Consider the following 24,758-nt stretch of genomic DNA (forward strand, 5'->3'; position numbering starts at 1 on the left):
GCCGCCGCTCAGGTCCTGAGCCCGGCCTCGACGGGTCCTGTCAGGCCGGCAGGAAGTCGCCGAGCAGTGTCGCGAACTCCTCCGGGTCCACCAGTCTGATGCCCAGCTCCTCCGCCTTCGCACGCTTGGATCCGGCCTTCTCGCCCGCGACGACGAGACCGGTGCGCTGGGAGACGCTGGAGGAGGACTTGCCGCCTGCGCGTTCGATCAGCTCGTTCATCTGATTGCGGCTCAGGGCTTCCAGAGGGCCCGACATGGCGCCGGTGACGACCACCGACAGGCCCGAGAGCGGACCGGCCGCCTCGGTGGTGGAGGCGTCCGCCCAGGACTCCGCGCCGAGCTCCGGCCCCGTCCCCGGCGCGGGCGGCGGGGTGGCACCAGGCTCGGTCATGTTCACCCCGGAGGCCACGAGCTTGTCGATGACCGCGGCCAGCTCGGCCAGCTCGGCGACGATGACCGGCGCCTTCTCCGCGCCGATCCCGTCGACCCGCTGCATCGCCTCCGCGTCGGCCGCCCGGACCGCTTCCATGGTGGCGAAGTGGCGGGCTATGCGACGGGACATGGAGCGCCCCGTCCCCCGGATGCCGAGGGCGCACAGCACCCGGCCGAGCGGCCGCGTGCGCGCGGTGGCGATCGCCGCGAGGAGGTTGTCCGTGCTGGTCTCTCCCATGCGGTCCAGGCCGAGCAGCTGCTCGCGGGTGAGGGTGAACAGGTCGGCCACGTCCGTGACCAGGGCCGCGTCGACGAGCTGGACGATCCGGCTCGCGCCGAGGCCCTCGATGTCGAGCTGGTCGCGGCCCACGGCGTACGACAGGGAGGCGACGAGGTGGCAGTCGCGTCCACGTGCGCACCGCCAGCGCTGCTCGCGGCGGTCGATGCCGGAACCGCACTGCGGGCAGGTCTCGGGGAAGCCGATCGGCTGTTCGTCACCGGTCCGCAGGTGGGCGACGGGCGCCTCGATCCGCGGAATGATGTCGCCCGCCTTGTAGACCATCACGTGGTCGCCGAGGCGCAGGTCGCGACGGGTGATGTCGGAAGGGTTGTGCAGGGTGGCGTAGGTGACGGTGCTGCCGTCGATCTCCACCGGCTCCAGGACGGCGCGGGGCGCGATGACGCCGGTGCGGCCGACGTTCCACTCGACCGCGACCAGACGGGTGACCTTCTCCACGGCGGGAAGCTTGTACGCGATGGCCCACCGCGGCGCACGGGAGCCCTCGCCCGCCTCCCGCCGGTCGGCGGCGAGGTCGGCCTTGATGACGATCCCGTCGATACCGAAGGGGAGTTCGGCGCGCAGGGCCGCTATCTCCGCGACACGGGCCAGCACCGCCTCCGTGCCGGTGACCGCACGGCCGGGCACGGCTGTGGCGCCCGAGGTGTGCAGGCCGAGGGCGGCCGCCCGCGCGATCAGTTCACTGTGGGCGAGACCGTCCAGACCGTCCGGGTCCACGTCCCCCTCCGCGACCGGGCCCTCTGCGTCGGTCGTGGCCGGCGGGAGCATGTCGTAGGCGAAGAAGGTCATCTCGACCCGGTACGGGCGGTCCTTGGCCCGCAGCGTCCCGGCCGCCGCGTTGCGCGGGTTGGCGAACGGCTCGCCGCCGTGTGCGACGCGCACGGGGTTGGCCGCCTCGAACTGCTCGGTGGTCATCAGCACTTCGCCGCGTATCTCGACGGTGACCGGCTCGGCGAGCCGCTCCGGCAGCCCGACGATCGTCCCCCTCGCGTGCGACACGTCCTCGCCGGCCGTGCCGTCGCCGCGCGTGACGAGCCGGGTCAGCCGCCCGCGCTCGTACCGTGCGGCGATCGCCAGGCCGTCGAGCTTCGGCTCGACGCTCCACCGCTCGACAGCGCGCCCGATCCGGCGCTCCAGCGACGCGGCCCAGCCGGTGAACTGCTCGGCCGAGAACACGTTGTCGAGCGAGAGCATCGGCCGGGTGTGCGGTACGTCCCCGTCCGCGGCGCCCCCGGCGACCTTGCCGGTCGGGGAGTCCGCGCTCACCTCGTCGGGGTGCTCCGCCTCCCAGGCCGCTATCGCCCTGCCGAGGTGGTCGTAGGCGTCGTCGTCGAGCGGGGACGTACCGCCCGCGTAGTAGGCGGCCGCGGCCCGCTTGGCGTCCTCGACCGCCTGCGCGTACGCGGCGGCATCGGCAAGAACCGGAGTCGTTGTCATGGTGTCCATCGTGCCGGGCACCACTGACAACGGACCCTGCCTCTCGCCCCTGCCGATCGACCCGGTCGGCGACCCCGGCCGCTCAGCTGCCGAGGGCCCGCTTCAGCTGCGCCTTGTCCATGGACGAACGGCCGTGGATGTCTCGCCGCTTCGCCTCGGCGTACAGCTGGTCGTACGTCTGGCCCTGGGAGCCGCTGTGCGATCGCTTCCCACCGCGCTCGGAGGACGACATGTCCTCCGTGGAGCTCTTGCTCGCGGTCTTCGACTCACCGGAGCGGGCGCGTTCCTTGTTGACGGTCCGTGACGCGATCTCCTTGGCCCGCTTCTCGCTCTCTCCTCGGTCCTTCGCGCTCTCCTTGATGTGCTCGTACTGTCGTTCCCGCTTGGGGCTCGATCCGCGAGGCATGACGCGCTCCTCTCCTGTCAGGGTTTCGTGTCGAGGTTCCGGGACCAGCGGATGACCAGGCGCAGCAGGCAGCTCAGCGTCACCACCCAGACCGCCGCGAAGGCCCAGATCAGGCCGGGTCTCCCGGTGGTCACCGCGAGGACCAGCAGTCCGAGGGTCAGCGCTCCGAGCAGCGCGACGCCCAGCGCCGCGCGGTGGCCGCCCACGGTGAAGCGGCGCCCTCCCCCACGTCGCATGGTGCGCAGTCCGCGCTCCAGGGCTACGTCCTCGCGCAGCGCCTCCTCGATCTCGGCCAGGATGCGCTGTTCACGCTGCGAGAGACGGGCCTCGTCCATCACCGACACCTCCCGTGTGGACGCCGGATCCGTTCCGCCGGTGCGGGTACCCCGGAGGAGCGCGTTCAGACACCCGGGCGTGGCGGACCGGTAGAATCCAGAACGGACGCGATCATTCCGGACAACCACACGGTGGAGGGACGGAGGAGTCGTGACGACGTCTGCGGCGGAAGCTCCGGAGCCCGGCACCCCCGGCCTCGCGGCCGAGAACAGGCGGCTACGGGCGGAATTCACCCGTCGGCATCTCATCGACCTGGCCACGGGCGTTCTCGCGGCCCAGCTGAACGCGTCCCCGGCCGATGCGGCGGAGCACCTGGACTCCCTCTCCCACGCGACAGGCCTCGGCGTCGAGGATCTCGCCGCCGACATCGTGAACGGCGTCGCCGGCCTCACGGCCGGTGGGACGCGGGCGGCCCCCTCGGGAGCCCCCGGGTCCGGAGCCACGTCCCTCGTCTCCGCGCCGGACCGGTCCGCGGCTCCGCCCGTCGTGTTCAGCACCCCCGACGAGCGGCGCGCCCGGCGCGCGGCCGCGGCGGCCGAGACCATGGACACCGTCGGCGAGGCCGCACAGGAGCTCCTGGAGGGCGGCCTCGCCCCTCTCGGCGCGCAGAGCCTCTGGCTGTGGCGCTGCGACGCGCCGGGATGTCTGCGCCTTGCCGGACACGCCGGCGCCGGGGCCGCGGAGGCCGCCGCCTGGCGTTGGATCCCCCCGGCCGCCCCGGCCGCGTTCCGCTCCGTGCTCTCCGACGGCACGGCCGTCTGGCTGGAGTCCGGCCCCGAGGACGGCGAGGTCCTGCCGGGGCCCGGGCCTCACGCGGCGCGGGCGCTGCTCCCCCTGCGCCTGCGCGGTACGACGGTGGGTCTGGCCCTGATCGCGTGGCCGGGGCCGGTCACGTTCGACGACGGGCTGCGCAGGGCCCTGGTGGGCCTGACGGAGGTGGCCGGAACCGTTCTTGACGCGGCCGACGCGCCCCCGCCGGTCACGCCGGTCCTGGTGGACGTCCTGGACGCCCTCGTCCATCCCGCGATGCTGCTGAAGGTCGCCCCGACCACCGCGCAGCCGACCGTCGAGCACCTCAACGAGTTCGCCGTGGCGGCGCTCGGCGGCGCGCCACCCGCCGAGAACCGGGCCCTGTCCTTCGTACTCCCCCAGATCCACGCCGATCTGGCCCATCTCGTACGCCGCGCCCAGCGGACCGCGCGCACCCAGCGGGTGGCCCGGCTGCCCGCGTCCGCGGACACCGGTCCCGGGGAGCCGGCGCCGCTCCTCGACGTGCGCGTCCTGCCGGCCGGGGCGGAGCGCGCCGTGGTGCTCTGGCACGGCACCACCGATACGGGGCTCGCCTCGGAGCGTGCCGTGTCCCGGCTGCAGAGCGTGGCCCTCTTCCAGGACAGCCTGACGGGCGGCGACACGGTGTGGTCGGAGCAGGCCTACGCCCTCTTCGGCAGGGCCCGTGACGAACCTCCCGTGCCGCTGCTGGGGCTCCGGGGGCTCGTGCACCCGGAGGATGGTGAGGCCCTGACGGAGCTGCTCAGGACGCTGGTGGAGCGGCGCACGGGCTCGCAGACGGTGTTGCGCCTCGTGCTCGGCGACCGGATCGTGCGCCATGTCCGGGTGGCGGCGGAGCCGCTCCTGGACGGAGGGTCGGTCATCGGTGTGGCGGGGGTGTACCAGGACGTGTCGGCGAGCCGGCGGACCGAGGCCGCGCTGACCGCGACGTTCGACCAGCTCACCGCCGTACGGACGCAGGCCGAGCTCAGGCACCAGCTGGCCCTGCAGCTGCAGCAGGCGATCGTGCCCGAGGTTCCCGACCTGCAGGACCTGCCCGGTCTGGTCGTGGCGGCCCGGTACCGGCCGGCGGCCGAGGAGTACCGGGTGGGCGGGGACTGGTACGACGTCCAGCCGCTGCCGAGCGGCAAGGTCCTCATGGCGGTCGGGGACGTGGCGGGGCACGGCATCGACTCGGTCACCGGCATGGTGGCGCTGCGCAATGCCCAGCGCGGCCTGGCGTGCACCGGCGACTCCCCGCGGCGGCTGATGGAGTGGCTCAACGAGATGACACTGCGGACCAGCGGACACCCGACGGCGACCGCGGTGTGCGCGCTGTACGACCCCGAGGACCGCAGCCTCGTCTGGTCGAGCGCCGGGCACCTGCCACTGCTGCTCCTGCGCGACGGCGTGGCACGGCTCCTCGAACCCCCGCACGACGTCCTGTTGGGGGCGGTGCCCTCGTACGCGTATCAGGAGCGCCGTACCGCGCTGCGCCCCGGCGACACGCTGCTGCTCTACACGGACGGGCTGGTCGAACGGCGCCACGACGGTCTCGACCACGGGCTGGCGCAGCTCGCCACGACGGCGGAGCAGCTCAGTGGTCTGCCTCCGGATCAGCAGGTGGAGCGGCTGCTGGGCGCGGCGACCGGCGACACGGACGACGACACGAGCATCGTCGCGGTACTGGTCCAGTGACGCGGCCCGGCATCACGGGGACGACGTGGACAGCCAGTGCCGGACCTTGGCCATCAGGCCGTCCGCGTCGACGGGCTTCGCCACGTAGTCGCTGGCCCCGGCGGCCAGGGCCCGTGCCCGGTCGCCGGGCATGGCCTTGGCGGTGACGGCGATGACCGGCAGCTCCGCGCGGCCGGGCAGCTTGCGGATGGCTTCGGTGGCGGCGTATCCGTCCAGGCCGGCCATCATGACGTCCATCAGGACGAGTTCTATCTCGTCGTGGGACTCGAGCAGGTCCAGACCGGCACGGCCGCTGTCGGCCTGGAGCACCCGGACGCCGTGGCCTTCCAGCACTTCGGTGAGGGCGTAGACGTTGCGTACGTCGTCGTCGACCACGAGGACGGTGCGGCCCGCCGTGCGGGGGTCGTGTCCGCCGGTGCCGGGCTCGCTCCGCCCGCCGGTGCCGGTGTCCGCGTCGGCGGCCGCCGCCCCGGCTCCGGTGGGCGCGCCGGGCGGAGCCGTACGGGGGGCGGGCAGGTAGAAGGTGAACCGGCTGCCCTGTCCGGGTGTGGAGCGGACGTCGATGGCGCCGCCCAGGAGGCCGGCGACCTCGCGGCTGATGGAGAGCCCGAGTCCGGTGCCTCCGTAGCGGCGGGCCGTGGTGCCGTCGCCCTGCTGGAAGGCGCCGAAGATGCCCTCCAGGCGCTCGGCGGGGATCCCGACCCCGCTGTCGTTGACGTGGAAGGCGAGCACCGGTCCGCTGTCGCGCAGCCCGGGCGGGGGTTCGTCGGGGCCGGCGTACTCGATCGTCAGCTCCACGCCGCCCTCGTCGGTGAACTTCAGCGCGTTGGACAGCAGGTTGCGCAGGATCTGCCGAAGCCGCGACTCATCGGTGGTCAGTTCCTCGGGCACGTCCGAGGAGACCGTGACCGAGAAGGTCAGCCCGCGCTCGTCCGCCACCGGTCCGAAGGTCGCCTCCAGATACTCCAGGAGCTGGTGGAGCGGGAAGCGTTCGGCGCGGATCTCCATCTTGCCCGCCTCGACCTTGGACAGGTCCAGGATGTCGTTGATCAGCTGGAGCAGGTCGGAGCCGGCCGAGTGGATGACCTCGGCGTAGTCGACCTGCTTCTCCGTCAGGTTCCCCGCCGGGTTCTGGGCGAGCAGCCGGGCGAGGATCAGCAGGCTGTTGAGCGGGGTGCGCAGCTCATGGCTCATGTTGGCCAGGAACTCGGACTTGTACATGGAGGTGCGGGACAGCTGCTGGGCGCGCGCCTCCAGCTCCTGGCGGGCCTGTTCGATGACGAGGTTCTTCGACTCGATGTCCTTGTTGCGTTCGGCGAGCAGCGCCGCCTTCTCCTTCAGTTCGGCGTTCGAGCGCTGCAGTTCCTGCTGCCGGGCCTGCAACTCCTTGGAGCGCGAGCGCAGTTCGTCGGTGAGCCGCCGGGACTGGCCGAGCAGCTCGTCGGTACGGAGGTTGGCGACGAGCGAGCGGACGACGGCTCCCGCGGTGTCCACGAACTGTTCCAGGAAGTCCCGGTGGATCGCGGAGAACGGCTGCAGCGAGGCGAGTTCCACGGCGCCGAGCACCTGGTCCTCGACCACGATCGGCAGGATGATCAGCATGCCGGGTTCGTCGGAGCCGGTCGCGGAGGCGATGGTGGCGTACGCGGCGGGGACCCGGTCGACGACGAGGACGCGCCGGTCGCGGGCCGCCTGTCCGACCAGCGACTGGCCGAGGCGGAAGCGGCGGGGCGGGGCGTCGGGGTCGTCCGGGCTCGCATAGGCCGCGGTGACGACGAGTTCGGTGCCCTGCCCGTCGTGCCGGGCGACGAAGAAGGCGCCGTACTGCGCGGAGACCAGGGGCGGCACCTCGGTCATGATCAGTTCGGCGACCTCGTCCAGGGTCCGGGCGCTCTGCATGAGGCGGGCGATCCGGGCGATGTTGGTCTTGAGCCAGTCCTTCTCCTCGTTGGCCCGGGTGGTGGCCCGCAGCGACTCGACCATGGCGTTGATGTTGTCCCGCAGCTCGCCGACCTCGCCGGGGGCGTCGGCGGTGATCGAGCGGGTGAGGTCGCCCTCGGCGACGGCGCTGGTGACCTCGGCGATGGCGCGGACCTGCCGGGTCAGGTTGCCGGCCAGCTCGTTGACGTTCTCGGTGAGCCGCTTCCAGGTGCCGGAGACGCCTTCGACCTCGGCCTGGCCGCCGAGCTTGCCCTCCGTACCGACCTCGCGGGCCACACGGGTGACCTCGGCGGCGAAGGAGGAGAGCTGGTCGACCATGGTGTTGATGGTGGTCTTGAGCTCCAGGATCTCGCCGCGCGCGGACACGTCGATCCGGCTGGTCAGATCGCCCTGGGCGACGGACGTGGTCACCTGGGCGATGTTGCGCACCTGGTTGGTGAGGTTGTCCGCCATGGAGTTGACGTTGTCGGTGAGGTCCTTCCAGGTGCCGGAGACACCGTGGACCGTGGCCTGACCGCCCAGTTTGCCCTCCGTACCGACCTCGCGGGCGACCCTGGTGACCTCCTCGGCGAAGGAGGACAGCCGGTCCACCATCGTGTTGATGGTCTCCTTCAGCTCCAGGATCTCGCCCTGCGCGTCGACCCGGATCTTCCGCGTGAGGTCGCCGCGGGCGACGGCGGTCGCGACCTGGGCGATGGATCTGACCTGGGAGGTCAGATTGTCGGCCATGGTGTTCACGCCGGAGGTCAGCTCGCGCCACACACCGCTCACCCGCGGCTGTCGGGCCCGCCCGCCGAGCAGCCCCTGCCCGCCGACCTCGCTGGCGACGCGGGTGACCTCGGAGGTCACGAGCGACAGCTGGTCGACCATGTCGTTGTAGACGGCCGCGATCTCGCCGAGGACTCCGCCGGTGGAGTCCGGAAGACGCACGGAGAGATCACCGTCGCGTACGGCGGTGAGCCCGTTCAGAAGTCTTCCCAGGCCGTCCTCGTCCACCTGCTCGGAGGGCGGGCGCGGCTCGGACGCGGGCGCTCGGGGGGAACTCTCCATCACGGACCTCGCGCGGCACCTATACGGCAGGGACGGCGGACCGGGTCCCGTCACGGATGCGAGCTGTGCGCCCGTGACAGCCCCCGCCCCGCTCCTCCACTCTAGGCACGACCCGGGCGAGCGGCAGCGTCTGCCGAGGGGGCCGGGGCCATCTCCACCTCGAACCAGACGGCCTTGCCCTCACCGCGCCGGAGCCAGCCCCACGCCGCGGAGAGGCGTTCGAGCAGATAGAGACCGTGCCCCGAGGACCGGCTCGGGACGTGGGGGCCGTGCGGGTGCGGACGGGCCGGACTGGTGTCGCTGACCTGCACCCACACCCGGCCGCCGGAGCGGCCGAGGCGGAGTTCGTACGGGGCGCCACCGTGCTTGTACGCGTTGGTGACGACCTCCGAGACCAGGAGCAGGACGTCCTCGACGAAGATCTCGTCCGCCCCGCCGACCGGGCCGAACCACTCACGGAGCGCCTGGCGCGTGAGGTCGCGGCACTCACCCACCACACCGGGGCCGTCACCCAGTGCGAACCGGCGTGCCGTTGTCGTCGTCATGGCACGCGTCTTACCGGATATTTCGTGTCAAATCCCCTTTGAAGGGAATGTCTCTCTCAGGATGCTCGAACGACGGACCTCCGCCGCCCCCGTTCGGCAGCGCAGGGCCACACCACCCCGTCGAGGGAGTCCTCATGTTCACCGATCGCAAGCCGACACCCACGGAACCCGCCGCCGTACGCCACCGTGCGCTGGCCGGTCTGCCCGAGATAGACCGGCCCACCGAGGTGAGCACGACAGACGCCCAGACGCTGTCCACGGCGCTCTTCACCCGCCTGGAAGGCCTCGAGGAGGGCACGCCCGAGCACGCGTACGTACGGAACACGCTGATAGAGCTGAACCTCAGCCTCGTGAAGTTCGCGGCCCGCCGGTTCCGGAACCGGGCCGAGCCCACGGAGGACATCATCCAGGTGGGCACGATCGGCCTGATCAAGGCGATCGACCGGTTCGAGGTCGGCCGGGACGTCGAGTTCTCGGCGTTCGCACTGCCCACCATCGTGGGCGAGATGAAGCGCTTCTTCCGGGACACCAGTTGGTCCGTCCAGGTGCCGCGACGGCTTCAGGAGCTGCGCATCGAGCTGGCGAAGGCCGTCGACACCCTGGAGCAGCATCACGGCCGGCGCCCGAGCCGGGCCGAGCTGGCCGCGTACCTCCACATGGACGAGGAGAGTGTGGCGGAGGGCGAACAGGCGTCGAACGGCTATGTCGCCCGCTCGCTCGACACGCCGGCCGGCGACGACGAGTCGACCCTCACCGCGGGCGCCAGGCGTCTCGGCGAGGAGGAGCGGGCGTTCGAGCTGATCGACTCGCTGGAGTCGCTGAAGCCGCTGATCGCCGGGCTCGACGCGCGGGACCGCACGATCCTCGCGCTGCGCTTCGGCGAGGAACTGACCCAGGCGCAGATCGGTGAGCGCCTCGGCCTCTCCCAGATGCACATCTCGCGCCTGCTGGCGCGGATCCTGGACGAACTCAGGACCGGCCTGCTCGAGGACGACGACACCCCGCACCGGACCCCCGCGGCCTGACCGACCAGGGACCCCCGCCCAGCCGGACGGCCGGGCGGGGGTCCCGGCCGGAGGAAAAGGGACGACCTAGGCGGGCGGGTGCCGGCGGAGGCGCCGGGTGCCGACGGAGCGCGTGGGGGCCGGGCTGCCGCCCGCTGGGCCCGGGCGTACGGGTCCGGGCCCCGCCGCGTGCCGGGCGGACGGTGCGGGCCCGTGGTATCCGCCGGGGCGCACCCGGGTCAGGGAAGGGCGTCGCGGTGCCACGGGGGGTGGGACGGGCGTTCGACCTCGAGCCAGACGACCTTGCCGCGGGCGCGGGGCTCCGATCCCCAGTCGCCCGCCAGCCGGTCCAAAACCATCAGCCCGTGGCCCCCCGGAAGTGACGGGGCCCGGGGCTGTCGCCGTCTCGGCGGCTCCGGGTTCGCATCCGAGACCTCCACGCGCAGGCGCCCGTCGCCGTGGCGCAGCACCAGTTCCTGGGGCCCTCCGGCGTGCAGGCACGCGTTGGTGACCACCTCGGAGACCAGGAGCAGCACGTCGTCGACCCGCTCCCGGGCGTCGTCGTTCTCGGCCGGGATCCAGCCCCAGTCGGCGAGCGCCTCGGCGGTGAAGTCGCGGCAACGCATCACCACGCCCTTGGTCCCGAACAGCACGAGCCGCCGGACCTGCCCTTCCTCCCCAGCTCTCTCGCCCACGGCTCCCTCCGCCCTCGCCGCCTAACCGCTCGCCCGTCGGTCCTCGAGCGCCTCCGACACGTTCTCGTACACCCGGAACACCGTCCGCGCCCCGGTGATCTCGAACATCCGGGCCACCGGCGGTCGCAGTCCGGCCAGCTCCAGACGGCCGCCCGCCTCCAGCGCGTGGAGGCGGGCCCGCAGCAGGACGTTCAGGCCGGTCGAGTCGCAGAACCGCAGCCCCTCGCAGTCGACGAGGATGCGTACGGCACCGTTCCGTTCCTCCAGCGAGGCGCGCAGCGCGTCCGCGGTGTCGTGGTCGAGCTCCCCCGCGAGGGACAGCACCACGACTCCGGGCCGCGGCCCGGGCGCCGCCGTGACGGTGAACCGCTCCGACGCCATCGGGTCACCCGCCTCCCTCCGCCTTCGTACAGGGGCGTATACCCCTAATGCCCCAGATACTCGGGAAAATGGCCTTCCTTCGTCAGGAGCCGGGCATGCCTTCGAGGGCCTGCCGGGGCGCGGGGTGCGCCTTCCCCACGTACCGTTCGGCGGCGTGGACCGCCTCACGCGCCGTCCGCTCCCCCATCAGCACGCACAGCGTGTACGCGGTGTCCTCGAAGCGCCTGCGGATCGCCAGGTCGGACGGCCTGGCCAGGACCGCCCTTTCCTGGGCCCGGTAGTACCGCAGGAGTCGGTCGATCGTGTTTCGGTCGGGCAGCAGCATCATGTCCTCCTGGCGCACCCCCTTCGCTTCGTCGCTCCATATTCGGGTCACCTCGTCACCCGCGCGACCCGCGCGGACACACTCCGTAACGGCTCGGGTTCGGCGTGCGGGTCCGCCGCGGATGACGGAAGGTCGATGCATGAAGGCGAGCGAGGGACTGAAGGTGGTCGTCACGGGCGCCACGGGCAATGTCGGTACGAGCCTGGTCCGGGCTCTGGAGCGGGAGGAGCGGGTCTCCTCCGTCCTCGGACTCGCCCGCCGCAGACCCGCGTTGACGCTGTCGAAGACCGAGTGGGCCGAGGTGGACCTGTCGCTGGAGGGCGACGAACCGCGGCTCGCGCAGTACATCGAGGACGCCGACGCGGTCGTCCATCTGGCCTGGCGCTTCCAGCCGACCCACGACCCGGTCGAGACCTGGCGGGCCAACGTCCTGGGCTCGCTGCGGGTCTTCGACGCGGTGGCGGCGGCCCGGGTGCCCGTGCTGGTGTGCGCCTCGTCGGTCGGGGCCTACTCACCGGGCCCCGCGAGCGGCGCGGCCGTCTCGGAGTCCTGGCCGACACACGGCTGGCCGGGCGCCGCCTACACCCGCGAGAAGGCGTATCTGGAACGGGTTCTGGACACCTTCGAGCGCGACCATCCGACGACCCGGGTGGTGCGGATGCGGCCCAGCTTCCTGTTCAAGGAGGAGTCGGCCAGTGAGCAGCGCCGGATCTTCGCGGGCCGCTTCCTGCCGGGCGGACTGGTCCGCCCCGACCTGCTGCCGCTCCTCCCCGGACCGGACGGACTCCGCTTCCAGGCCCTGCACACGGACGACGCGGCCGATGCCTACCTCCGGGCGCTCGTACGGGACGTGCGCGGCGCCTTCAACCTGGCGGCGGACCCGGTGATCGACATGCCGACCCTCGCCTCGCTCCTGGACGCCCGGCCGGTGAAGGTGCCGAGCGGGGCGGTACGGGGCCTGCTCGCGACCGGCTGGAAGATGCGCGTGGTCCCCGCCTCCCCCGACCTCTTCGACGCCGTGCTGCGCCTGCCGCTGCTCTCCACGGATCGCGCCCGCAGGGAGCTCGACTGGACGCCGACCGCCACCTCCCTGGAGGCTTTCGGCGCCTTTCTGCGGGGGGTCCGCGCGGGCCGCGGGGACGCGACGGCCCCCCTCGCCGGGCGCCGCGTCGGCTGACGGCACGGCGGCCCCGACGCCCGCCGCACCGCCCGCATGGGCGGGAGCGAATCGGGTAGCCGCGCTGCGTCGTACCCCGGCTTCATCCGTGAGGCCCCGCACCGAAGGACGAGCACACCATGGTTTCCCTCGCCGATCCGGCGGCGGCCGTTCCGCTCCAGGAAGGCCGTATCGTCCGGCTGCTCGGACTGGCGCTCCGGTTCTCCGGCCCGGGCGACATCTCCATGGCCGTGCCTCCGACGGAGGCGGCGTCGGGCCCCTTCACGGTGAAGGAGGGCGCGGAGTTCCGCGCCGTGGTCAGTTTCCGGGTGGACGGCCCGTCGGTGACCGGTCTGAAGGTGATCGACGTACGGACGAGGAACGGCGTGGAACTCGGCGGGCGCGAGGTGATGCTCGGGGACTTCCGGCACGGCGGGCCGTACGAACTGGAGCTCCCGCCGGATCGCGTCCCGAGCGGCCCGCGGGCGCGCGGGGTCTACGACGTCTATGCCGCGCTGGCGGACGCGGAGGGCCGGGTGCTCGACCGGCGGGACTACCGTTTCGAGATCAAGAAGGACTGGGACCCGCCGTACGCGTGACGCTCCGGCGCTCCGGGGCGCACGAATCCGGTCACCGCCGTGCGGAATAATGCGGACCATGCGCATCTCAGCCAGGGCGGACTACGCGGTGCGAGCCGCGCTTCAGCTCGCCGCCGCCCAGGACGCGGGCCCGGTGAAGGCGGAGGCGATCGCGGAGGACCAGGGGATCTCCCACAAGTTCCTGGAGGGGATTCTCGGCGACATGCGCCGGGGCGGTCTGGTGCTGAGCCAGCGGGGCGGCAACGGTGGGTATTGGCTGGCCAGGCCGGCCGATTCGATCTCCGTCGCGGATGTGATCAGGTGCGTGGACGGTCCGCTGGTGTCGGTGCGCGGGGTGCGGCCTCCGGAGCTCTCGTACACCGGCCCGGCCGAGTCGCTGCTCACGCTGTGGATCGCGCTGCGGGCGAACGTGCGCGCGGTGCTCGACGGGGTGTCCCTCGCGGACGTGGCCGCGGCGAAGCTGCCGCCGGGGATCTCCGCGCTGGCGGAGGACCCGGAGGCATGGACCAATCCCTGACCGCGCATCTCGCCACGCCGTCTCGCGAAGCAAGATCCTTCTGTCCATGATGTGAGCGCCTCTTGGGGCCCGGGCCGACCTCTGCCACTATCCCTACCATTCCAGTGGGGATATCAGGGATCATGTGAGGTGACGTGAGAACGCCGAAGAAGTCAGCGATACGGCCCACCTCCGGACCGTCCGACCGCCCCGTCGACCGCCCCGCCGACCGCCCCGCGGACGACGAGCTCTGGGACCGTGTCACCCGGGAACTCGCCGACGACCTCGCGGCCGACGCGCCGGCCAGGGACCGGGCCGGCAAGGCACCCTTCGACGAGGTGGCCAGGCTGCGGGAAGCCGGACTGCCCGCTCTGCTCACCCCACCGGGGGTGAGCCGCCGCGGCGCCGACTGGAAGGCCGCCTGCGCAGTGATCCGCGAGATCTCCGCGGCGGACGGCTCGATCGGCGAACTCCTCGCCCACCACTACGGGTTGTCCTGGACCGCCCGCTTCTTCTCGCGGGGCGGCGAGGCGCCGGGCGCTCCGGCGGCCTTCGAGGACCGCACGGCGCAGGAGCGGTGGCTGCTCGCGGGTGGCGTCGAACCCTCCCGTACGGACGGCGGCGAACCGGGGCTCACCCTCATCCCCGCCGACGGCGGTTACGTCCTCGAGGGGCGCCGCTCCTTCGCCTCCGGCGTCACCGTCGCGGACCGCCTGGTCGTGGGGGCACGGTGTACCGGGACCGGTGAGCTCCTCGTCGTGCTGGTGGACCCCGCCCATCACGCGGTGTTCACCGACGCCGGGACCGACCGGCTCGGCCAACGCCTCGCGGGCGCGGGAACGGTGACCTTCGACCAGGTGCGGGTGGCCGCCCGGGACGTCCTGGGCGCGCTCCCCCGCGACGAGCACGCCGTGGCCCCCTTCACGGCGCTGGCCCCGCTCGCCCTGCGGCTGCTCCTGGTCCACGTCGTCCTCGGCATCGCGGAGGGAGCGCTCGCGGAGGCCCGGGACGTCAGCCGCGCCGCCCAGGCCGTACCGCCGCCCGCCGACCCGCGCACCGCCGCGGACACGGAGGCGTACCCGATGGGCTGTGGGGAGGATCCGTACCTCCCGCTGGTCTACGGGGAGTTGGCCACGGCGGCGCACGCCGCCGCGGCGGTCGTCGAGCGGGCGACGGACGCCCTGGCGCGCGGACTGCTCGCGGAACAGGCGCTCGGGGCCGAGGAGCGCGCCGACATCGCCGTGCTGGTCGCCGCGGCCGAGGCCGTGACCGGTGGAGCGGCGGTCCGGATCACCACGCGGATCCTCGAACTCGTCGACACCGTACAGGCCGCCCCCAGCACGGACGGCGGGCCGGGTTTCGACCGCTTCTGGCGCAACGCGCGCACCCTCACGGCCCAGTCGTCCCCGGCCCACCGGCTCCGCGACATCGGCGACCACTACCTCCACGGGACCCATCCGCGGCTCACGCTGCGGGCGTGAGCCGCGGGTCCCTTCCGGTCCGGTCAGGGGCAGCCGGTGCGGGTGTCGCCCGCGTCGGTGGAGCAGGAGTCGGTGCCCGGACCTCCGTGAGCGCTGTCGTTGCCCGAGACGCCGTCCACGGTGTGGAGCGTGTCGTTGCCGTACGAGCCGGTCACGCTGTCGTTCCCCGCCTCGCCGAAGAGCCGGTCGGCACCGTAGCCGCCGTCGACGGTGTCGTTGCCGTGGCCGCCGTAGACGGTGTCGTTGCCGTTCCCGGGGGTGATGACGTCGTTGCCGCCGAGACCACAGACCACGTCGTCGCCGGCGGTGCCGTAGAGGCGGTCGGCGCCGCTCGTGCCCACGACGGTGCAGCCGCGGGAGTTGGCCACGGTCGTCGTCACACCGGCCGAGTTGTTCCCCGGGACGGGATCGCTCCCGGAGGCCGAGACGGTGGCGGTGTCGCCGATGGTTCCGGCGGCGGACGGCTCGACGACGACGCTCACACCGACGGACGCGCCGGGCGCGAGCGTGCCCAGCGCGCAGGTCGCGGTGGCGCCGGCCAGGGAGCAGGTGCCCTGCCCGGGGGCGGCCGAGATCAGCGTGCCGGGACCGGTGTGGGCGTCGGTGAGGGTGACGCCGGTGGCCGAGGCGGCGCTACCGAGGTTGGTGACCGTCACGGTGTAGGTGACGCGGGTGCCGAGCACGACGGACGTCGGACCGCTCTTGGTCACCCTCAGGTCCGCGCCGGTCGGCAGAGGTGCGCCGCCGCCTCCCTGGTAGCGGGCGAGCGCGAAGTCACCGTCGCGGTGCCCGGCGGCGACGATGTTCCCGTCACCCTGCAGGGCGAGTCCGTACGCGATCTCGAATCCGCCGCCGAAGTCGGTGACCGCCCTGCCGTCGCCGCTGAAGCCCGTGTCGAGACTGCCGTCGGTCTGGTAGCGGGCCAGGGCGAAGTCGCCCGCCCTGTTGCCGCCCGCCACGATCCGGCCGTCGGGCTGGAGGACCACGGCGCGGGCGAGTTCACCGCCCCCGTCGAAGTCGGTGGTCGTCCTGCCGTCGCCGCTGAACGCGGGGTCGGGGGCGCCGTCGGCGAGCAGCCGGGCGACCGCGAAGTCGTTGCCGGACGCTCCCGCGGCGACGATCCGGCCGTCGGAGTGGACCGCGACGCCGTGGGCCATGTCGGTGGCGCCGAAGTCGACGGTCGCCCGCCCGTCGGCGCTGAAGGTGGTGTCGAGACTGCCGCCGGTGGTGTACCGGGCCACCGCGAAATCGTAGTTCGGGCCCGCCCCGTGGTGGCCGGCGGCGACGATCCGGCCGTCGGCCTGCACGGCGAGCGAGCGGGCCGCGTCGGCGCCTCCGTCGAAGTCGGTGGTCACTCGCCCGTCGGTGCCGAAACCGGTGTCCAGAGTGCCGTCGGGGTTATAGCGGGCGAGCGCGAAGTCGCCCGCGCTCTGGCCCGCGACCACGATCAGCCCGTCCGGCTGGACGGCGACCGAGGTGCCATCGTCGGCGCCTCCGGTCCCGAAGTCGGTGACGACCCGGCCGTCACCGCCGAACCCGAGGTCGGGCGTGCCGTCCGGGTGGTAGCGGGCGACGGTGATGAAGAAGCCGCCCTCGCTCGACTCGCTCGTGCCGGCGACCACGATCGCGCCGTTCTGCTGGAGCGCGACGCCCTGCGCGACGTCGCCGCCGCCGTCGATGTCGGTGAAGACCCGGCCGGTGTCGCCGAAGCTCAGGTCCCGGCTGCCGTCGGGGTGGTAGCGGGCCAGCGCGAAATCGCCCGCCCCCTGGGGTGTCCCGAAGCCGACGGCCACGATGCGGCCGTCCGGCTGCACGGTCACCGCCCGCGCCTCCTCCTCGGCTCCGAGGTCGCTCACCAGGCGGCCGGCGTCACCGAAGCCCGGATCCAGGTCGCCGGGGGCGGCCTGCGCCGGGGTGGGAAGGGCCACGACCAGCGCCGTGGCGGCGACCGCCGCCAGCGCGGCGCGCCGGGCCGCGGCCGGTCTCGGTACAGAACTGAAGGGGGACGTCACAGGTCCACTCGCCTCTCGTCGTCATCCGGCGAACCATCGGCCTCAGAGTCCCGGCGCGGCACCCTGACGACGACTCAGCAGCGGTCGGGGCTGCGCCCACTGGCGCTCCTGATCCACTCTCCGGAGTGAGCGGAGGCGGTGGCCCGCGGACCGACGTACCGTCATGGGGGGACGTCCGGCCCTCTGGTCGAGCGGTCGAGGCTCCCCTGCCCGGAAGCGAGAAGGGCCGGTCGACGGACCGGGCCCGCCACGGATGACGGAGGCAGCCTGATGAGTCGAGAGATCGTCGCGGGAGTGGACGGTTCCCCCGAGAGTCTCGCGGCGGCCGACTGGGCCGCCCGCGAGGCGGGACGCCGGCGCCTGCCCCTGCGGCTGGTCCACGCCTGGCGCTGGGACCCGCTCGACCTCCCGCTCCGACAGGACCGGGCGAGCCAGGAGCGGATGGCCGACGACGTGCTGCGGAAGGCCGAGTCGGCTCTCGCCGAGCGGCATCCCACACTCCCGCTCACCGCCGAGGTGGTGCCCGACACCCCGGTCGCCGCGCTGCTGAGCACCGAGGAGCGGGCCGAGATGGTGGTCATCGGCTCGCGCGGGCACGGGGCGGTGGCCGGCTTCCTGCTCGGTTCCTACGGTCAGCAGATCATCGCGGCCGCCCACCGGCCGGTGGTGGCGGTGCGTTCGCGGGACGGCGAGGACGCCGGCGAGGTGGGCAAGCACCGCGGCGAGCACCCGGACGGCGGCGGCGTGATCGTCGTCGGTCAGCTGGGCGGGGCGGAGGACAGCGCGCCGGCGCTGCGCTTCGCCTTCGAGACGGCGGCGGCCCGGGGCGCGTCCGTCCGCGCGGTACGGGCGTGGAGCCTGCCGCCGCTGTACGCCTACAGCCCCACGTCGAGTGCGCTGGCGCTCGCCGACGAGGCCGGCGGCCTCGTCCCGTACGAGAAGAAGGCGCTGCGTGAGGCGCTGACCCCGTGGCGGGAGCGGTTCCCCGAGGTGGGGGTCGACGAGCACGTGGAGATCGGCAGCGCGGGACAGGTGCTGCTCGGAGTCTCGGGCGACGCCGGGCTCCTGGTGGTCGGGCGGCGGGCGCGGCGCGGGGCGATCGGGCCCCGGATCGGTTCGGTGGCCCACGCGGCGCTGCACCTGGCGCCGTGCCCGGTGGCGGTCGTGCCGCACGAGTGAGGCGGGGCGCACCGCGTTGACGAGGTGTGTCGATGATCCGGGGGGCGGAAAGTGTTATGGCCGTCGCCCTGGCGGCTCTCCCTTGTGCCGGACGGTCCGGTGGACCCGGAGAAGAGAGCGGAGCACATGCAGCACCACGACGAGCGCAGCACCGACGACCAGCGGACGAACGGCGGCGGCAGGCACCGCAGAGGAGGAGGCGCGGGCCGTCACGCGCGCCGCGTGCCGTCCTTCCGTACGGCCGTGACGGTCGCGGGTACGGCGACGGCGGTCCTCACCGTGGCGGCCGGGGCGTACGTGGCGTCCCTGGGCACTCCGGAGGATGCGGCCACCCGTCCGGACGCGGTCGCCCTGGCGCAGGTGGGCCCCCTCCTGGAGGGATCCGTACCGTCGGCCGCGGCCTCGGAACGGACGCCGGGCGCCGTGACCACCGCCCCTTCGGTCACCCCGCCCCCTGCCCCGTCCGTGTCGGCGGCGGCGTCCGTGTCCGCGTCGGCCCCCTCGTCCGGCCGGCCCACGCCGGTCCAGGAGCCGGCGACGACACGGCCCACGCCGGAGAAGGCAGCGCCCGCCGTCGGGACGGCCGACCGGTACATCGACCAGGTCGTCTCGCTCGCCAACGCCGAGCGGGAGAAGGCGGGTTGTGACCCGCTCCGCTCCAACGGCCGGCTGCGGAACGCCGCCCAGGCCCACGCGGACGACATGGCGGCGCGCGACTACTACGACCACAACAGCCCCGACGGGCGGGACGCGGGCGACCGGATCACGGCCGCCGGATACACGTGGTCCAGCTGGGCCGAGAACATCCACCGCGGCCCGAAGACCCCCGCCGAGGCGGTGGAGGACTGGATGAACAGCGACGGGCACCGCCGCAACATGCTCAACTGCTCGTTCAAGGACATCGGCGTCGGGGTGAACCTGAGCGCCAACGGCCCCTGGTGGGTGCAGAACTTCGGCAGCGCCCGCTGACCGGAGCGCGCGCCGTCGGGCGGGCGGTGTGGGTTCAGGAGGCGGGCGAGGCCAGCTTCTGCACCCACACCGTGCCGTCCGGGCCGGGTACGGCGGCGACTCCCGTGTGGCGGTAACGGCAGTCCAGCATGTTCTCCTGGTGCATCCCGCCGTCCATCCAGCCCTCGAAGACGGCGGCCGGGTCGGCCGTGCCGCGCGCCAGGTTCTCCGCCCAGGCGGACCAGGCGTAACCGGCCGACGAGATCCGTGCGTCGGCGAACGCGCCCTCGGGGCTGCTGTGGGCGTAGTAGCCACGCCGGACCATGTCCCGGGCGTAGGCACGGGCGGCCCCGGCGAGCCGGGGATCCGTCCGCAGTGGCGCGCAACCCGCCTGCGCGCGACGCTGGTTGACGAGTCGGGTCAGCCGCTCCTCGGCGGTGACCGTCCGTGCCGGGGTGGGCGTCGCGGTGGCCTTCGGGGACGGGGGCGGGGTGGGCGCGGCGGTGGTGCCGCTCGCTCCGGGCGGGGTCGTCGGCGCCGGGGGCGGAGCCGCCACGGGCGCGGCGGGCGCGGGCTCCCGCGCCTCCGGCTCGGACGGTACGAGCAGGATGACCCCGCCGAGTACGCCCAGGGCCACCGCCCCGGCGACCCAGGCCCGCCGCAGCGAACCCCCGCCCTCGCCGCTGCCGGCCATCGGCCCGCCGTCGCCCCGCCCGGCCTCCGTGACCGGTGGCCGCCCCTGGTACGAACCCGAGGCCGGCCCTGTGCCCCCGTACGGAATCGGGCCGGGCCCTGCGCCCGCGGACAGGGAGGGGTCCGGGACCACGTTCGTGAGCGGGTCCGGGACCGCGTCCGTGAGCGGGTCCGGGACAGCCCCCGCGTGCGGGTCCGGGACAGCCCCCGCGTGCGGGTCCGGGGCTGCTCCCGCGAGAGGGTCCGGGGCCGAGCCGGTCGGGTCGGGGGCGTCGCCCGCCCAGGCGGCCGCCTGGGTGTCCGGGTGGGCCGCGGGCCAGAGAAGCAGGGGCGGGATCAGGCCGAGGCCCACCAGGAGCCCCTCGGCGGGGGCGAGGCCCGCGCGGGTGCGGCCGCACGGGGCGCAACCCATCGCGTGGCGGGCGATGCGCTTGCGCCATACAGGAGCCGGGCGCCCGTCCCAGGCCGCGGTCACGCGGGCCAGGGCCGCGCAGGGCGGCCGCGCGGCGAGGGCCCGGACGACGGCCCGGCCGGTCTCCAGCCGGTCCTTCATCCGCTGGACGCGGACCGCCGCGTGCGCGGGGGTGACGGCCAGGGCCTCGGCGAGCTCCGCCCGGCTCAGTTCGCCGCCCGCCTCCAGCCACCACAGGGCGAGCAGCTCGCGGTCGGTCTCGTCCAGCCAGCGGGTCGCCTCGGCGACCTCGCGTCGCTGCCCGGACAGGCCGAGCCGCAGAATGGTGAGGTCGACGAAGTCTCCGGCGGGATCGGGGAGCTCGGCCGCCCGGTCGAGGCCGGGCAGCGGCCCCGCCTGCCGCTCACGCCAGCGCCGGCGGACCTGATTCATCGCGATCGCGACCAGCCAGGACCGGAAACGTTCGGGGTCGCGCAGCCCGGGCAGTCCGTCCAGCGCGCGGAACATCGTCTCCTGCACGACGTCGTCGACATCGGCGTGCCCGTCGAGCGCACGGCCGACGATGTTGTAGACGAGCGGAAGGTACGCGCGGATCAGCCGCTCACCGGCGTGCCGGTCCCCTGCCGCGGCCGCGTCCACCAGTGCGGCCGTGCCGCGCTCGTCGCTGTGCATCCTGCCTGCTCCCTCATGCCTGGGTCTGTCCGTCCCCGTCGTGAGGAGACCCGTGGACGCGGGTGGGATAACACTTCGCGACGATGTTCATGCCGGAGGTCGTGACAGGGACGGCACGGTGGCCGCGTTCCCCTCCCGCACCGCCTCGACCGCGGCCTCGTGGAGATCGCGGCTCTCCCTCTCCGTCGCGCACGGAACCGGACTGCCCGACATCGTGAACCAGTCGGACGCGCCGCTGTACTGCACGGCCACGCGTGCTTCGCCCTCTGCCCAGGTGGTGTGCACGGTCACGTCGCCCGTGACCGGACCGACTTCGTCGGTGAGCACCCCACCACGCCCGGTGTAGACGCCGGGGGTCGTCCATGATGCCCAGCTCATCCCTCAAGGTTCACACCCGAATGCCACATCCGCCACCGACAGGACCGCCCCGGCCGGAAGAACTCCGGCCGGGGCGGAACCACTGTCGCGCCGGGATCAGGCGAGGGACGCGATGGCCTCGTTGAAGGTGGCGGACGGACGCATCACGGCCGCGGCCTTGGCCGCGTCCGGCCGGTAGTAGCCACCGATGTCGGCCGGGGAGCCCTGCACCGCGTTGAGCTCGGAGACGATGGTCTCCTCCTGCTCGGTCAGGGTCTTGGCCAGACCGGAGAATGCCTCCGCGAGCTGCGCGTCGTCGGTCTGCCTGGCCAGCTCCTGGGCCCAGTACATGGCCAGGTAGAAGTGGCTGCCGCGGTTGTCGATACCACCGAGGCGACGGCTCGGCGACTTGTCCTCGTTGAGGAAGGTGCCGGTGGCGCGGTCGAGGGTGTCGGCGAGGACCTGGGCGCGGGCGTTGCCGGTGGTGGTCGCCAGGTGCTCGAAGGAGACCGCGAGGGCGAGGAACTCGCCGAGGGAGTCCCAGCGGAGGTAGTTCTCCTTGACGAGCTGCTGGACGTGCTTGGGGGCGGAGCCGCCGGCGCCCGTCTCGAACAGACCGCCGCCGTTCATCAGCGGGACGACCGAGAGCATCTTGGCGCTGGTGCCCAGCTCCAGGATCGGGAAGAGGTCGGTCAGGTAGTCACGGAGCACGTTGCCGGTGACCGAGATGGTGTCCTCGCCGCGGCGGATGCGCTCCAGGGAGAACGCGGTGGCCTCGACCGGGGAGAGGATCTTGATCTCCAGGCCCTCGGTGTCGTGCTGCGGGAGGTACTGCTTGACCTTGGCGATCAGCTGGGCGTCGTGCGCGCGGGTCTCGTCCAGCCAGAAGACGGCCGGGGAGCCGGTGGCGCGGGCGCGGGTCACGGCGAGCTTGACCCAGTCCTGGATCGGCAGGTCCTTGGTCTGGCAGGCGCGGAAGATGTCGCCCTCGGCGACCTCCTGCTCCAGGACGACGTTGCCGGCGGTGTCGACGAGGCGGACGGTGCCGGCCGCGGCGATCTCGAAGGTCTTGTCGTGGGAGCCGTACTCCTCGGCCTTCTGCGCCATCAGGCCGACGTTGGGGACGGAGCCCATGGTCGACGGGTCGAAGGCGCCGTGGGCGCGGCAGTCGTCGATGACGGCCTGGTAGACACCGGAGTAGCTGCTGTCCGGGAGGACGGCGAGGGTGTCGGCCTCCTGGCCGTCCGGGCCCCACATGTGGCCGGAGGTGCGGATCATGGCCGGCATGGAGGCGTCGACGATGACGTCGGACGGCACGTGCAGGTTGGTGATGCCCTTGTCGGAGTCGACCATCGCGAGGGCCGGGCCCTCGGCGATCTCGGCCTCGAAGGACGCCTTGATCTCCTCGCCGACGTGCGGCACGGAGGCGAGGCCGTTCAGGATGGTGCCGAGGCCGTCGTTGGGGGACAGACCGGCGGCGGCGAGCACCTCGCCGTACTTCGCGAAGGTCTTCGGGAAGAAGGCGCGCACGACGTGGCCGAAGATGATCGGGTCCGAGACCTTCATCATCGTGGCCTTGAGGTGGACGGAGAAGAGCACGTCCTCGGCCTTGGCGCGGGCGATCTGCTCGCCGAGGAAGGTGCGCAGGGCGGCGACGTGCATGACGGAGGCGTCGACGACCTCACCGGCGAGGACCGGGACCGACTCGCGCAGGACGGTGGTGGTGCCGTCGGCGGCGACGTGCTCGATGCGCAGCGTGCCGTCCTCGGAGACGACGGTGGACTTCTCGGTGGAGCGGAAGTCGTTCTCGCCCATGGTGGCGACGTTGGACTTCGAGTCGGAGACCCAGGCACCCATGCGGTGCGGGTGGGTCTTCGCGTAGTTCTTGACCGAGGCGGGGGCGCGGCGGTCGGAGTTGCCCTCGCGCAGGACCGGGTTGACGGCGCTGCCCTTGACCTTGTCGTACCGGGCGCGGACGTCCTTGTCCTCGTCGGTCTGCGGGTCGTCCGGGTAGTCCGGGAGGGCGTAGCCCTGCGCCTGGAGCTCGGCGATCGCGGCCTTGAGCTGCGGGATGGACGCCGAGATGTTCGGCAGCTTGATGATGTTGGCCTCGGGCGTCTTGGCCAGCGCGCCGAGCTCGGCGAGGGCGTCCTCGATGCGCTGCCCCTCTTCGAGACGCTCGGGGAAGCTGGCGATGATGCGGCCGGCCAGGGAGATGTCACGGGTCTCGACATTGATCCCGGCGGTCGAGGCGTAGGCCTGGATCACGGGCAGGAACGAGTACGTCGCCAGGGCGGGCGCCTCGTCAGTGTGCGTGTAGATGATGGTCGAGTCAGTCACCGGGTGTGCTCCGCTCCACGTCTGCGTCTGCGAGATTGCTCGACATCAAGATATCTCGTGATCGGCCTCGGTGGGAAAGGGCCCCGGCTCGGGCGGAACGGGGGTGCCCGTGAGCCGGTAGTGGGTGGGGCGGGCGTCCAGGTCGACATGGCGCAGCAGGGCGAGCAGCACGAGCGTGACCGCCGCGCTCGCCCCGGCGGCCAGGGCGTGTCCGGACCGGTAGGCGAGGTGGGGAAGGTAGGGGTCGGTGGGCTGCGGGGCGAACATCGAGTCGACGAGCAGCACGGTGCCGAGGCCGAGGCCGCCCACCGCGGCGACGCAGAGAAGCAGGAGCACGAGGAGGGTGCGCAGCGGGAGGGGGCGCCTGCGCCCGGGGCCGACCCGGCCGCGGCGGGCCATGACCGCGACGAGCCCGCAGGCCACGGCGAGGACGATCAGGTCGGCACCGATCGTGTCGCTGGGCCGGTGCCACCCGGCGGCCACGGTGTACGCGCCCACGGCCATCGCCCACAGGGCACAGAGGCCCACGGCGAGGCCGCGTGCCCGGTACGGGACGACGAGGGCCAGGCCGAACATCACGCTCATCGCGATCGTGGTGTGTCCGCTCGGGAAACTGTTGGGGATGAGCCGCGGCGGCGCGTCGACCAGGTCCGGGCGGAACAGGACGTAGCGCTTGAGCACCTCGACGAGGAACAGGGAGAGCCCGACGGTGCCCAGGGCGACGACCGTGAGCGCGTACCGGCGGCGGAGCATCCCGATGACGGTCAGCACCAGCAGGGCGACGGCCAGGGAGTACACGGTGATGTACTGCAGGGTGCGGTTCGCCTCGTGGGCGGCGGCCAGCGTCTCGTCGGTCAGCCGGCCGGCGAGCACCGCGTTCTCCCAGCGCTGGCCCGTGGCGGTCAGCACGAGGCCGGCGTAGACGACCGCGAACAGCAGGACCGAGCCGAGGCAGGCGTGCCGCATCCTTTTACGTACGCGGGTGCTGAAGGAATCGGCCGCTTCACCGGCGACGGCGGCGTACCACCAGGTGCTGGTGTCCAGCGACTGCGTGCTGCCGTCGGTACGGAGCCTCTCGTAGGGAGCCATGGTCCGAT

The 24,758-nt window shown here is 73.1% G+C and carries 21 protein-coding genes; 8 read left to right on the forward strand and 13 right to left on the reverse strand.

Annotated elements, in window-relative coordinates; translation table 11 throughout:
* Positions 1-40: 40 nt before the first annotated feature.
* The 3 genes from ligA to ACFYV5_RS10435 form a co-directional block, all read right to left on the reverse strand.
* On the reverse strand, positions 41-2,176 hold the full coding sequence (gene ligA / locus ACFYV5_RS10425; protein WP_389166742.1) for an NAD-dependent DNA ligase LigA: 2,136 nt from the start codon (positions 2,174-2,176) through the stop codon (positions 41-43).
* Positions 2,177-2,249: 73 nt separating this feature from the next.
* The gene (locus ACFYV5_RS10430; RefSeq protein WP_355114416.1) at positions 2,250-2,573 is read right to left on the reverse strand and encodes a plasmid stabilization protein; all 324 of its coding nucleotides are present in this window, start codon (positions 2,571-2,573) and stop codon (positions 2,250-2,252) included.
* A 17-nt stretch (positions 2,574-2,590) separates the two neighbouring features.
* On the reverse strand, positions 2,591-2,908 hold the full coding sequence (locus ACFYV5_RS10435; RefSeq protein ID WP_355114414.1) for a DUF3040 domain-containing protein: 318 nt from the start codon (positions 2,906-2,908) through the stop codon (positions 2,591-2,593).
* 151 nt (positions 2,909-3,059) lie between these two features.
* Here ACFYV5_RS10435 and ACFYV5_RS10440 point away from each other — a divergent pair, with 151 nt between their 5' ends.
* Entirely contained in the window at positions 3,060-5,375 is a 2,316-nt protein-coding gene (locus ACFYV5_RS10440; protein ID WP_389166747.1) for a SpoIIE family protein phosphatase, read from the forward strand.
* A 12-nt stretch (positions 5,376-5,387) separates the two neighbouring features.
* Here ACFYV5_RS10440 and ACFYV5_RS10445 read toward each other — a convergent pair whose 3' ends face one another.
* Both ACFYV5_RS10445 and ACFYV5_RS10450 read right to left on the reverse strand, forming a co-directional pair.
* Complete coding sequence (locus ACFYV5_RS10445; RefSeq protein WP_355114411.1) at positions 5,388-8,366, reverse strand: HAMP domain-containing protein; 2,979 nt, start codon at positions 8,364-8,366, stop codon at positions 5,388-5,390.
* A gap of 101 nt (positions 8,367-8,467) precedes the next feature.
* Positions 8,468-8,911: an ATP-binding protein gene (locus tag ACFYV5_RS10450; RefSeq protein ID WP_355114410.1), complete on the reverse strand. Its 444-nt coding sequence runs from the start codon at positions 8,909-8,911 to the stop codon at positions 8,468-8,470.
* 134 nt (positions 8,912-9,045) lie between these two features.
* Between ACFYV5_RS10450 and ACFYV5_RS10455 the strand changes: the two genes are divergently transcribed.
* Entirely contained in the window at positions 9,046-9,936 is an 891-nt protein-coding gene (locus tag ACFYV5_RS10455; RefSeq protein WP_355114408.1) for a SigB/SigF/SigG family RNA polymerase sigma factor, read from the forward strand.
* 218 nt (positions 9,937-10,154) lie between these two features.
* Here the strand turns inward: ACFYV5_RS10455 and ACFYV5_RS10460 are convergent, their stop codons facing one another.
* From ACFYV5_RS10460 to ACFYV5_RS10470, 3 genes are all read right to left on the reverse strand, one after another.
* Positions 10,155-10,610 (reverse strand): ATP-binding protein, encoded by a 456-nt coding sequence (locus tag ACFYV5_RS10460; RefSeq protein WP_389166753.1) that lies wholly within the window; start codon positions 10,608-10,610, stop codon positions 10,155-10,157.
* A 21-nt stretch (positions 10,611-10,631) separates the two neighbouring features.
* Positions 10,632-10,991 (reverse strand): STAS domain-containing protein, encoded by a 360-nt coding sequence (locus ACFYV5_RS10465; protein WP_389166756.1) that lies wholly within the window; start codon positions 10,989-10,991, stop codon positions 10,632-10,634.
* An 82-nt stretch (positions 10,992-11,073) separates the two neighbouring features.
* Positions 11,074-11,367: a DUF5133 domain-containing protein gene (locus ACFYV5_RS10470; RefSeq protein WP_389166759.1), complete on the reverse strand. Its 294-nt coding sequence runs from the start codon at positions 11,365-11,367 to the stop codon at positions 11,074-11,076.
* A gap of 88 nt (positions 11,368-11,455) precedes the next feature.
* Here ACFYV5_RS10470 and ACFYV5_RS10475 point away from each other — a divergent pair, with 88 nt between their 5' ends.
* From ACFYV5_RS10475 to ACFYV5_RS10490, 4 genes are all read left to right on the forward strand, one after another.
* On the forward strand, positions 11,456-12,493 hold the full coding sequence (locus ACFYV5_RS10475; protein WP_389166762.1) for an NAD-dependent epimerase/dehydratase family protein: 1,038 nt from the start codon (positions 11,456-11,458) through the stop codon (positions 12,491-12,493).
* A gap of 119 nt (positions 12,494-12,612) precedes the next feature.
* Complete coding sequence (locus tag ACFYV5_RS10480; RefSeq protein ID WP_355114402.1) at positions 12,613-13,071, forward strand: hypothetical protein; 459 nt, start codon at positions 12,613-12,615, stop codon at positions 13,069-13,071.
* A 58-nt stretch (positions 13,072-13,129) separates the two neighbouring features.
* Complete coding sequence (locus tag ACFYV5_RS10485) at positions 13,130-13,588, forward strand: RrF2 family transcriptional regulator (protein ID WP_389166766.1); 459 nt, start codon at positions 13,130-13,132, stop codon at positions 13,586-13,588.
* Between the two features lie 134 nt (positions 13,589-13,722).
* The gene (locus ACFYV5_RS10490) at positions 13,723-15,048 is read left to right on the forward strand and encodes an acyl-CoA dehydrogenase family protein (RefSeq protein WP_389166769.1); all 1,326 of its coding nucleotides are present in this window, start codon (positions 13,723-13,725) and stop codon (positions 15,046-15,048) included.
* Positions 15,049-15,071: 23 nt separating this feature from the next.
* Here ACFYV5_RS10490 and ACFYV5_RS10495 read toward each other — a convergent pair whose 3' ends face one another.
* Positions 15,072-17,060, reverse strand: coding sequence for a calcium-binding protein (locus ACFYV5_RS10495; protein ID WP_389166772.1), 1,989 nt, complete (start codon positions 17,058-17,060; stop codon positions 15,072-15,074).
* 270 nt (positions 17,061-17,330) lie between these two features.
* On the opposite strand from ACFYV5_RS10495, the gene ACFYV5_RS10500 reads away from it, so the two are divergent.
* Together ACFYV5_RS10500 and ACFYV5_RS10505 are read left to right on the forward strand one after the other, a co-directional pair.
* Complete coding sequence (locus tag ACFYV5_RS10500) at positions 17,331-18,239, forward strand: universal stress protein (RefSeq protein ID WP_389166775.1); 909 nt, start codon at positions 17,331-17,333, stop codon at positions 18,237-18,239.
* A 126-nt stretch (positions 18,240-18,365) separates the two neighbouring features.
* Positions 18,366-19,208 carry a CAP domain-containing protein gene (locus tag ACFYV5_RS10505; protein ID WP_389166778.1) on the forward strand — a complete coding sequence of 281 codons (843 nt, stop codon included), beginning with the start codon at positions 18,366-18,368 and terminating at the stop codon, positions 19,206-19,208.
* Between the two features lie 34 nt (positions 19,209-19,242).
* On the opposite strand, the gene ACFYV5_RS10510 is transcribed toward ACFYV5_RS10505, so the two are convergent.
* The 4 genes from ACFYV5_RS10510 to ACFYV5_RS10525 all read right to left on the reverse strand — a co-directional run bounded on the left by ACFYV5_RS10510 (position 19,243) and on the right by ACFYV5_RS10525 (position 24,750).
* The gene (locus ACFYV5_RS10510; protein ID WP_389166781.1) at positions 19,243-20,964 is read right to left on the reverse strand and encodes a sigma-70 family RNA polymerase sigma factor; all 1,722 of its coding nucleotides are present in this window, start codon (positions 20,962-20,964) and stop codon (positions 19,243-19,245) included.
* Positions 20,965-21,051: 87 nt separating this feature from the next.
* The gene (locus ACFYV5_RS10515) at positions 21,052-21,342 is read right to left on the reverse strand and encodes a hypothetical protein (protein ID WP_355114391.1); all 291 of its coding nucleotides are present in this window, start codon (positions 21,340-21,342) and stop codon (positions 21,052-21,054) included.
* A 96-nt stretch (positions 21,343-21,438) separates the two neighbouring features.
* Positions 21,439-23,661, reverse strand: a complete 2,223-nt coding sequence (locus tag ACFYV5_RS10520; RefSeq protein ID WP_389166784.1) for an NADP-dependent isocitrate dehydrogenase — start codon at positions 23,659-23,661, stop codon at positions 21,439-21,441.
* A gap of 45 nt (positions 23,662-23,706) precedes the next feature.
* Positions 23,707-24,750, reverse strand: a complete 1,044-nt coding sequence (locus ACFYV5_RS10525; RefSeq protein ID WP_389166787.1) for a phosphatase PAP2 family protein — start codon at positions 24,748-24,750, stop codon at positions 23,707-23,709.
* Positions 24,751-24,758: the final 8 nt, after the last annotated feature.

Origin of the sequence: Streptomyces sp. NPDC003035, from assembly GCF_042888285.1 — a bacterium.
In the GTDB taxonomy this organism is placed as follows: Bacteria; Actinomycetota; Actinomycetes; order Streptomycetales; family Streptomycetaceae; genus Streptomyces.